The sequence below is a fragment of the Methanoregula sp. genome (assembly GCF_002835825.1).
Lineage (GTDB): Archaea > Halobacteriota > Methanomicrobia > Methanomicrobiales > Methanospirillaceae > Methanoregula.
The window spans coordinates 1-1,540 of record NZ_PIZH01000485.1 but is presented as its reverse complement, the minus strand read 5'-3'; the positions used below and the strand labels follow the sequence as shown (position 1 = coordinate 1,540).

1 protein-coding gene is annotated in these 1,540 nt (G+C 58.8%); it reads right to left on the bottom strand.

Translation table 11 applies throughout. The features are described from left to right. Positions 1-217: 217 nt before the first annotated feature. Positions 218-1,540: MFS transporter (locus CW742_RS12535; RefSeq protein WP_292420864.1), on the bottom strand; the 1,323-nt coding region annotated here is incomplete at its 5' end.

Genomic DNA, 1,540 nt, shown 5'->3' with positions numbered 1-1,540 from the left:
CTTCAGACCCTGCCTGAAATTTTTCAGGCAACGTTCGTTTGACCAACCCGGCTGCTTACGCCGGAGCCGCAGAATAATTGTCGGTTGTACAATAGTTTTGTAGGTTAATTAACCTACAATCGCCTCACAAACTGACACCTTATGATCGCGTTTAAAATTTTTTCAGCACGGTCCGGCCGAAATCACGCACAAGAAAAAAGAAGAACCGGTCTTACGCTCAAGCCCTTTTCCGGTCCGGCACAACCGCTGACAACACCAGCGCAAGGGCCCCAAGAGCAATCCCCGCCGCGACCGTGAGCCGGAATCCCGAGAGGAACGCTGCTTCATCAAGATCCGCGAACGCAACAACCCCTCCGGCACCTGCTGTCACGAGCGTAAAGATCGCCGCGTAAACAGCTGTACCGAGGACTGCGCCGAAGTAGATGGTCGTTACCATCAGCGAGGAGCCGGTCCCTTCCTCTCCCTCCGGGGCACTTTCTATGACCCGGCTTGCTGCAGGACCGGCAAAGATGCCGACGGAAATCCCGATCATTACAAGGCCGAGGAGGAGGGGGATTATCCCGGCTTCCGGGACGAGGAACATAAAGAAGATGCTGTAGGCGACAATCACCCCGCTCGCCGCCACTGCAAACGCCCGGCGCCCGGTCCGGTCCGACCATCTCCCGAACGGTATAGAGAGGAGGGCGATGACCGCAGGCGGGATGAGGAGGCAGATCCCGGTCATGGCAGGGTCGAACTGCATCATTGCCGTCAGGTAGAAAGGAAGGAGATAGATGATCCCCATGAAGACCACGTTCATGAGCATGAAGGCGAGCAGGACTGCCGAGAACGACCGGGAGGAGAAGATCCGGATATTCATCAGCGGATGGCTCACGGATAGTTCCCGGAACACGAAGAGCACGGCAGAGAAGATGCCAAGTCCGATGCAGCCAGCAATGAGGGGATCGGCAATGCCCCGCTCCGGGCCTTCCTCCAGCACGACGGTGCAGAGAGCCATTGCCATGAAGAGGAGTACCGCACCCGAATAATCGAAGGGTGCCGGGTGCTCGTCCGGATCGTCTGTCGGGATCACCCGGGCCGCAAAGAGGATACCGGCGATGCCGATCGGGATGTTGATTAAGAAGATCCAGTGCCACGAGAAATACTGGGTGAGAATCCCTCCGATGGCCGGGCCTACGGCAAACCCGATCGAGCTCGTGGCCGCAAGGACACCGAGAGCCATGGCAAGCATACCTGCCGGGAGGTGCCGGACGCAGAGCAGCGGGGCAACCGCTGCGATCATCGCGGCGCCGGCACCCTGGACGAGCCGGGCGGCAAGCAGGATCTCAAGCGTCGGCGCAAGCCCGCAGGCAAGGGATGCTGCTGTAAAGACTCCAAACCCGATGAGAAAGATCTTTTTAGCCAGTCCCCGATCGGCGAATTTCCCGAAGACGAGCATGAGCCCCGCCATCATCAGCAGGTAGGTGATGATCACCCAGGCAATGGTCCCGGTATCCGTGTCGAAGTACGCAGCCATGGTCGGGAGCGCAACGTTCACGAT